Below are 6,803 nucleotides of genomic sequence, written 5' to 3' on the forward strand. Positions count from 1 at the left end.
ATTTGCTTTTACTACTTAAGCTGGTTCAGAAACTTGTAGGTTAGTGTTTTGTAAAGAAGTTTGGCCGCCAGAAAATCCGATGCTTTATCGTCGGTGTTGGGACATAGCTCAACGATGTCGAACCCTACCAGGTTGCGTTTTTCAATAACCTTTCTTAAGAATTTGAGGGTAGGGTACCACATAAGCCCACCGGGCTCAGGAGTTCCTGTACTTGGCAATATGGAGGGGTCAAAACCGTCGAGGTCGATGGTTAGGTAAACATTATCTGTTAGCAAATCGATAGCCTGGTCCATCCAGTTGTCGCAGTTCACTATTTTGTGAGCCCAGAACACCCGGTTGGGGTCAAGGTTGGCTTTTTCGCCTGAGTCCATACTGCGAATACCTACCTGAACAATTGGGCAAAGTTCCTTTGCCCGAGCCATAACGCAAGCGTGATTGTTTTTGCTTCCCTCGTAGGAATCGCGCAGGTCGGTATGGGCATCAATTTGAAGCACTGAAAGGTTTTTGTATTTCTGGGCATGAGCCTGTATGGTTCCAATGCTTACACTGTGTTCACCACCTATAATTACTGTAAATTTACCTTTATCAATGAGGTTGAGCGTGCGCTCATTGACCGCTTCAACCATTGCCTCGGGTGAGCTATCCTCTGTTATTGGCTTATCGGTATAAATACCTATCTTGTAAACCTCGGTATCGGTTTCAATATCGTATATTTCCATATTGGCCGAGGCATCGAGCAGGGCCTTGGGCCCTTTGTCGGCACCCTTAATCCATGTGCTGGTTCCATCGTAGGGTACTGGAACAATAGCCACTTTTGAGGTTTCAAATTCACAGTAGGGTTTAGGTAAATCGCCGTAGTGAATCATAGGTATATGCTTTCAAATTTCCCGCAAAAATACTAAAAAAAAACAATTTTAGTTTAGGTAATGGAATCTCATTAAAAATGTGTAGAAGGTACAAAGAGAAGCTTCGACTTAGCTCAGCATGACAAACGTACTAAGGAAGCCAGGGGATTTGTCATTCCGAGCATATGCGAGGAATCTCTTTCAAGTTTGAGGTGGGTAGCCCCGTAGGGGCACAATATTTATAGTAAGGGTAATCCATTTCGAGGGTTAGGCTTTTATGCCCATGTTTGCTTTTCCCCCTCCATTCCCTCTCAGGGGGGAGGTGTGAGGTAGTTTTCACGAACAACAAAAAAAGCACCCTTTATGAGTGCCTTTTTTGTTAGGAGGTTAGAACCCCATTGGCTAGTTACCCATGCATGGTCCTAAGCCCATCCCCATCCCCATTCCGTAACCACCGCGCATATTACCGCGATATCCTCTCATGCCCTTGCCTTTCTGGCCACGTGCGTTAAACAGGACACGTTGTTCATCGGTTAATAGTTGCGAAACCTCAGCCCTGTGAGCTACACGTGCTTTCATAAGCTTTGCTTTGATTGAGGTAATCTCATCGATTGTTTTGTTAATGGCTGCCATATCGGGTTTATCAGCCGATTCAAGTGTTCTCAAATGCGCTTGCTTTTCGCTAAGCTCGTTACGGAGCGGAGTTATTTCTTTTAGGTGTTTAACCCGAAGGTCGTTAATTTTTTGCTCCTGCTCAGGGGTTAGGTTTAGGTAGCAGTAACCTTTTCCAGCTGTTTGCATGGTATTTCCATCGCCACCTCGGAATCTTGGCCCTTGAGCCATGCCCATTGTAGATACTAAAAGTAGCACTACCATCATAATGTTTCCAATACGCTTCATTGCTTTAAATTTTAATAGTTAAACGTCAGTTTTATTGAATTCGGGGTGGAATAGAATCGCCCCTACGCATGCGTTCGTTTTGAAATCTTTGTCGATGTCGTTGCATCATTCGGCGTTGCGAATGCTCCACAATTCTTTGAAATTTTTGGAACTGTTCAGGAGTACATGCACTCTTGATCTCCATCAGGTGGTCAATCATAACCTTTTTTTCAGCCTTATGGAGTTCGCCATACTGTTCAACCAGTGAATCGATAAGTTTTAAATCCGGTTCAGGCGACGAAAGCTCATTGATAATTTCAATTGAAACCCTTTGAAGCTTTCTGTTAATATCAACTGTCTTTTCATGGAACTCGTCGCGAGATTTTCTGAAAATATCCTCCTGACTGGGTGTAAGATTTAGCCTATCGCGTAAAAACTTGGCTTGCTGTTCCATTCGTTCCTGCGGGTTACGGGCTACATTATCAGCAAATTGTTTTTGTTTGTAGTAGCCGTAAACCATTGTGCCTATTGTAGCCAGTAAGGTTACTCCTAGTACTACAATTATTGCTACAAGCACTCGTGTTCTGGTAAAGTAGTTCATGATTTATTTTTCATTAAGATTTTGAAGCTCTTCAAAGTCGTACTCATATATAGTTTCGGTTCCAGATGGAATGTAATCCTCGGCAAGCATTTCGGCATTGGTATTGGTTGAAATAACTTTACTTCCCAGTGTTCCAAGTTGGTTTCCAATGAATAACCCAATTGCCAATGCGGCTGCCACAGCAGCATATCCAATTAAACGTGTTCTGAAATCAATATGGCTAGGAATTTTGCGAGCCTCAATCCTGCTAATTACCCTGCTTGCGAAGAATGGATTATCGGTGTATCCTGAAGCCTCTTCGTTTGCAAGTTCTTTTAGTGATTTGTGGATTACAAAATTGTGCTGACACTTGGTGCAAGCGCCTAAATGCTCCTCTACTCTAAGTTGAGTATTACCATCAAGTTGGCCTTTAAGGTAACCCTCCATTAGACTATTTACTTCTTTGCACCTCATTTTTATTTGTTTTTTTAGTTTGACAACTTTATATCTTAAAACTTGCGTTACCCTTTTTCTTTTTTTAGGGTTTAGTTTTAACCATTATCTTGCGCAGGTTATTTTTAGCCCTGAATAAAAGCGACTCAACCGACGAGACCGAAGTCTCCATTACTTCTGCAATCTCTTTGTACGAAAGTTCATGGTATGTACTAAGTACCAAAGCAATTCGCTGATTTTCAGGTAGCATGCCCATTGCTTGCCGAAGCTGTTTATGCTGTTCTCTCAATTCAATGTTACTATCAGAATGCTGTTTCCCAATAATTTCGTCAATTGTTTGTCCAGCACTATCTTTTGTCCTGTTTCCTAAAAAGTTTTGTAAGAATGTTTCCCTTTTTTTACGCCTTAAAAAGTTAAGCGATTTGTTTACTGCTATTCGGTAAAGCCAGGTGGAGAGTTTTGACTCGTTTCGGAATTCAGGCAACGACTCGTATAGCTCAACAAACACATCTTGTGCAATATCTTCGGCATCGTGAAAGTTACCTAAAAAGCCCATACAGGTGGTAATAACCATTTTTTTGTACCTTTCAACTAAAATGCTAAAGGCTTCATGATTATTATGTTGAATAACTTGTTGAACTAACTCTTTCTCGTCCATGGAATGGAAAACTGTTTCATGAATAGACAACCAAGTTACAAAAAACTTGCGCAGGATATTATGATTATATGTCATCGTAGGTTGATGCTGGACTAGAAAATCTACATGTTGTCTAGCATTAACTTTTTTTTAACGTCATGCTGTAAATACTTGGATTTGCAGATTTTGATATTACAAAATGTGTTTATCTTTCCCGAATAGTTGTGTGAACTGAACATTTAGTTCGTATTTGGTGAATAGCTATTGAGCTTTAGTTATACATTTGCATATATTTTTAAATTGTCAGAATTTGCTGATGTGATACTGTATAAAGGACAATAATACGCTGAAACCATGTTCAAAATTCGTTACAAGATAATAACTGGCTTTGCCATACTTGGTATAATGCTGGTTATTTCAGGGTTAATATCCATTTATGAGCTTACCAAGCTGGGAAATCAGGTCAATAGGCTTCTTATGGACAACTACCGGAGTATCGATTTCTCAAAGCAGATGAACTTTAGCTTAAGCCTCCAGGAAAGGGCTGTTATGTTATCCATACAAGGCGAAAAGGAAAAGGCAAATTCCCTTTTTGATAATGCGGTGTCAACATTCAACGATAATCTGCTAAAGGCATCGAACAACCTGACCATACCTGGCGAGGCAGGCACAGTTGATTCAATTGCTTTGGCATTCTCAAAGTTCAAAGCTAAGGCTGAAGAGTTTATTAATGAACCATCGCCAAGCCTTCAAAAATATCTAACCGATGTTAATCCTGCACTTGAAGAAGTGCGACGCAATGTGGAGGAGTTATTAACCCTCAACCAGCAAAACCTGAACCAAACGGTTTCTGTACTGGAAAAAAGCCCTTACAGGACCATTTTACCCGGACTCATAATTGTTATTACCAGCGTTATTTTTACTATAATTTTCAACTACATGATTTCATACTACCTGTTAAGCCCAATAAAAAGAATTACAAAAGGGATTCAGAATTTTACAAAGTACAGAAGACAGTACGATGTAACAATAGAAACCCGCGATGAGATGTTTGAGCTTAACGAGTCGGTTAAGGATCTAATTCTTACCAAGAGCATTCAAAAGAAGACAGAATGAGACCACATGTGATAATCCGATACATTGGAATGGTAATGCTATTTAATGCAGCATTTATCTTTGTATCGTTTTTGATATCGTTGTATAATAAGGATGCTGGGCAATTGCCCTTGCTTTTCAGCTTTCTAATAACTCTGCTTTGGGGAGTATTCCCTTTGGTTTTTGTCCCTAAGGCTACTGACCTTTCAAACAAGGAGGGTTACCTGGTTGTGGTTCTTAGCTGGATTTTATCGTGCTTTATTGGTTCCTTACCGCTACTGCTTTATGGTGGCGAGTTTACCTTTGTTAAGGCTTTATTCGAGAGTGTTTCCGGTTATACCACAACAGGTGCATCAATTCTAACCAATGTTGAGGCGCTACCAAAAGGAATTCTGTTCTGGCGCTCATCCATGCACTGGGTGGGTGGTATAGGAATAGTTGTATTTGTGCTAATCATTCTACCATCGTTAGGTAAAGCCCAGATGACCCTTTCAAAAATGGAGATTTCGCCGCTGGCGCAGGAAAACTTTAGGTACAGAACCCGAAAAATGCTGAATGTAATCCTGGTGGTTTACTTAGGGCTAACCGTTACCCAGGTTATACTGCTCAGAATGTTTGGAATGGGATTGTTCGATGCGGTAAACCATGCATTTGCCACTGTAGCAACAGGAGGTTTTTCAACAAAAAACAATAGTGTAGCCTATTTCAATAGTGTTCCAATTGATATCATCATTATAGTGTTCATGTTCTTATCGGGAATTCATTTTGGGTTACTGTATTCCACAATTACCCTAAAAAAGAACAATATTTTTAATTCCCCAATTGTTAAGTACTACTTTTGGATTACTATCATAGGTGTAGCATTGGTATCAATTAACCTGCATGGTAAAATATACCCTACATGGGGTGAGAGCATAAGGTATGCAGCATTCCAAGTTGTATCGTTATCGACCACAACAGGTTTTGCCAATGCCGATTCATCAATTTGGCCACCATTTTCAATACTAATCATAATATTCTTCACCATTCAATGCGCTTGTGCTGGTTCAACAGCCGGAGGTATGAAGCTCGATAGGGTGGTAATCTTTTTCCAGGCGCTGAAAAGTCAAATCCTAAAAATTCAGCACCCACAGGCTGTTATTCCAGTTCGGATAGGAAAGAGCGTGATAAACGATGAGATTGTAAATTCTGTGGTTCAGTTTATTGTTTTCTATATTTTGGTTTTATTCGTTAGCACTCTAATTCTTACCGGTTTAGGATACGATAGTTTAACATCGCTTTCAGCTACTGCTGCTTGTATGGGAAATGCCGGCCCTGGCTTTGGATTGGTTGGGTCAATGTCAAATTACTCAATGCTATCCGATTCGGCTCTGCTTGTCCTTTCGTTCGATATGCTGCTTGGCCGTTTGGAAATTTTTGGTTTGCTGCTCCTGTTCATGGTTAAGTCGTGGCGATAGCTAGTTTCCCTTTTTACGGGGCTTGGGAACAATATACTCTTCGAAGATGTTTTGCATGGAACGGTAAATGTTTTCGCGGGCATCGCGGTTTATCTGTTCCATATGTTGGATTAACTCACGGACAGTATTACGGTGCGTATCCTTATCGAACTGGCAAAGTTCCTTTTCCGATGGAAAACCCATAAGCTGGCTATACTTTTCCAACTCCTTATCCAGGCATGTGGTTAAGGGTCGGATTAGGAAAACCTCGCCGTTAAACATTGAGAGCTTAGGGGGAATAGAACTTATTGATGAGTGATTAATCATGTTGAGGAGTAAGGTTTCAATGGCATCGTCCAGGTGATGCCCCAGTGCCAGCTTATTACAACCGGCCTCGCGGGTAGTTGTGAATAGCATTTTCCGTCGTTTCCAGCTGCAAATAAAGCATGCAGGTTTCCTATCGTTTGGGTTGTACTCTACACTGATTTGACGCAAGTGAAATTTCACGTTGTTTTGGGCACAGTATTGCTCCATGAATGCAATATCGGCGCGGTAGGTCATATCGGTAGCCTGAACGTGGCAGGCGTGAAGCTCAAAACTGATGGGAAGAACTTTCCGACGGTTTACCAGTAAGTCCAGCAGAGCGTAGCTATCCTTCCCACCCGATAAACCAACCATGATTTTATCGCCTTGGTCAATTAGATTATAGCCGTAAATGGCCTGATTAACTTTACCTTGAAGTTTTTTTATAATGTATCCGCTTGCCATAACCACAAAAAACTTGGCAAAGTTAATTTTTCGTCACAGCTGTCCAAAATAATTTAAAATCAAAAAATGCCTAATTGTTAATCAGGTGGTTAGGGTTCAAAAGTAATCAA

The 6,803-nt window shown here is 40.8% G+C and carries 8 protein-coding genes; 2 read left to right on the top strand and 6 right to left on the bottom strand.

The genetic code is table 11. From position 1 onward, the window contains the following. Positions 1-11: 11 nt before the first annotated feature. The 5 genes from speB to WHS63_RS11480 all read right to left on the bottom strand — a co-directional run bounded on the left by speB (position 12) and on the right by WHS63_RS11480 (position 3,415). Entirely contained in the window at positions 12-866 is an 855-nt protein-coding gene (gene speB / locus WHS63_RS11460) for an agmatinase (RefSeq protein WP_445205222.1), read from the bottom strand. 381 nt (positions 867-1,247) lie between these two features. Further along, positions 1,248-1,745: a Spy/CpxP family protein refolding chaperone gene (locus WHS63_RS11465; protein ID WP_445205223.1), complete on the bottom strand. Its 498-nt coding sequence runs from the start codon at positions 1,743-1,745 to the stop codon at positions 1,248-1,250. Between the two features lie 31 nt (positions 1,746-1,776). Then, a complete protein-coding gene (locus WHS63_RS11470) occupies positions 1,777-2,325 on the bottom strand; it encodes a Spy/CpxP family protein refolding chaperone (protein ID WP_445205224.1) in 549 nt (182 codons plus the stop codon). 3 nt (positions 2,326-2,328) lie between these two features. Continuing rightward, positions 2,329-2,778, bottom strand: coding sequence for an anti-sigma factor family protein (locus tag WHS63_RS11475; RefSeq protein ID WP_445205225.1), 450 nt, complete (start codon positions 2,776-2,778; stop codon positions 2,329-2,331). A gap of 64 nt (positions 2,779-2,842) precedes the next feature. Further along, positions 2,843-3,415, bottom strand: a complete 573-nt coding sequence (locus WHS63_RS11480; RefSeq protein WP_445205226.1) for an RNA polymerase sigma factor — start codon at positions 3,413-3,415, stop codon at positions 2,843-2,845. Positions 3,416-3,748: 333 nt separating this feature from the next. Between WHS63_RS11480 and WHS63_RS11485 the strand changes: the two genes are divergently transcribed. After that, a complete protein-coding gene (locus tag WHS63_RS11485) occupies positions 3,749-4,510 on the top strand; it encodes a HAMP domain-containing protein (protein WP_445205227.1) in 762 nt (253 codons plus the stop codon). Beyond that, on the top strand, positions 4,507-5,946 hold the full coding sequence (locus tag WHS63_RS11490; RefSeq protein WP_445205228.1) for a TrkH family potassium uptake protein: 1,440 nt from the start codon (positions 4,507-4,509) through the stop codon (positions 5,944-5,946). Before WHS63_RS11485 ends, WHS63_RS11490 begins: the two co-directional genes overlap by 4 nt. Here the strand turns inward: WHS63_RS11490 and WHS63_RS11495 are convergent, their stop codons facing one another. Beyond that, a complete protein-coding gene (locus tag WHS63_RS11495) occupies positions 5,947-6,693 on the bottom strand; it encodes a tRNA lysidine(34) synthetase (RefSeq protein WP_445205229.1) in 747 nt (248 codons plus the stop codon). Positions 6,694-6,803 lie beyond the last annotated feature (110 nt).

Source organism: Tenuifilum sp., from assembly GCF_037481895.1.
Lineage (GTDB): Bacteria > Bacteroidota > Bacteroidia > Bacteroidales > Tenuifilaceae > Tenuifilum > Tenuifilum osseticum.

Bases quoted from the DNA above. Each gene is read 5' to 3' on its own strand.
- WHS63_RS11495 (WP_445205229.1), bottom strand. From the start codon at position 6,693: ATGGCAAGCGGATACATTATAAAAAAACTTCAAGGTAAAGTTAATCAG.
- WHS63_RS11480 (WP_445205226.1), bottom strand. From the start codon at position 3,415: ATGGACGAGAAAGAGTTAGTTCAACAAGTTATTCAACATAATAATCAT.
- WHS63_RS11475 (WP_445205225.1), bottom strand. From the start codon at position 2,778: ATGAGGTGCAAAGAAGTAAATAGTCTAATGGAGGGTTACCTTAAAGGC.
- speB (WP_445205222.1), bottom strand. From the start codon at position 866: ATGATTCACTACGGCGATTTACCTAAACCCTACTGTGAATTTGAAACC.
- WHS63_RS11470 (WP_445205224.1), bottom strand. From the start codon at position 2,325: ATGAACTACTTTACCAGAACACGAGTGCTTGTAGCAATAATTGTAGTA.
- WHS63_RS11465 (WP_445205223.1), bottom strand. From the start codon at position 1,745: ATGAAGCGTATTGGAAACATTATGATGGTAGTGCTACTTTTAGTATCT.
- WHS63_RS11490 (WP_445205228.1), top strand. From the start codon at position 4,507: ATGAGACCACATGTGATAATCCGATACATTGGAATGGTAATGCTATTT.
- WHS63_RS11485 (WP_445205227.1), top strand. From the start codon at position 3,749: ATGTTCAAAATTCGTTACAAGATAATAACTGGCTTTGCCATACTTGGT.